Here is a 1,025-nt window from a genome sequence, read left to right on the forward strand (position 1 = left end):
ATCAATGAGGCCGGGGCCACTGCGGCGTTCACTGCGGCTGGGACCAGCTACGCCACTCATGGTGAGCCGATGATCCCGGTCTATGTGTTCTACTCCATGTTCGGGTTCCAGCGCACCGGGGACTCGTTCTGGGCTGCGGCGGATCAGCTGGCTCGTGGTTTCATCATCGGGGCCACTGCCGGGCGGACCACGCTGGCCGGTGAAGGGCTGCAGCATCTCGATGGGCATTCCCCGATCCTGGCCGGGACCAACCCAGCGGTGAAGCATTATGACCCGGCCTATGGGTACGAGATCGCTCATATCATCGAACAGGGTCTCTATGAGATGTATGGGGATCATGCCGGGGATCATGATGTGATGTATTACCTCACCGTCTATAACGAGCCGGTGACTCAGCGTCCTGAGCCGGAAGACCTGGATGTCACTGGTGTGAAGAAGGGCATCTATCGATTGGTCACTGCGGCCCAGGGGTGTGGGGAGCATGGCCTGGAGCTGGATGGTGATGCTCCGGTGGTGCAGCTGATGGCTTCTGGGGTCGCGGTGCCCTGGGCGTTGGAGGCCCAGCGGCTGCTGGCCGCTGATTGGGGGGTGGCTGCTGATGTGTGGTCAGTGACCTCGTGGAACGAGCTGCGTCGTGAAGCACTGGCGGTACAGGCTTCTGCGATGCTGGATCCATCTCGAGAGCCGCAGACCCCGTTCATCACTGAACAGCTGGCCGGGGCTTCGGGTCCAGTGATCGCGACCACGGATTACTCCACGCAGGTCCCGGACCAGATCCGGCAGTTCATCCCGAACAGGTTCGCGACTCTAGGGGCAGATGATTTCGGGTTCTCGGATACCCGGGCTGCTGCGCGTCGGCATTTCCGTATTGATGCTCATTCCATGGTCATCCGTGCTCTGCAAATGCTGGCCGAAGAGAACACCCTGGACCCAGGCCTGGCGGAGGAAGCGATCGAGAAGTACCAGCTCTCTGATCCCAATGCTGGGACCTCGGGGTCCACAGGAGGCGATGCCTGAGCCCAGGA

At 61.5% G+C, this 1,025-nt stretch carries 1 protein-coding gene; it reads left to right on the forward strand.

Translation table 11 applies throughout. From position 1 onward, the window contains the following. A partial coding sequence (locus SD455_RS16605) for a transketolase-like TK C-terminal-containing protein (RefSeq protein WP_445508744.1) occupies window positions 1-1,017 on the forward strand: 1,017 nt, incomplete at its 5' end. Window positions 1,018-1,025 lie beyond the last annotated feature (8 nt).

It is taken from the genome of Nesterenkonia sp. K-15-9-6 (assembly GCF_052656005.1).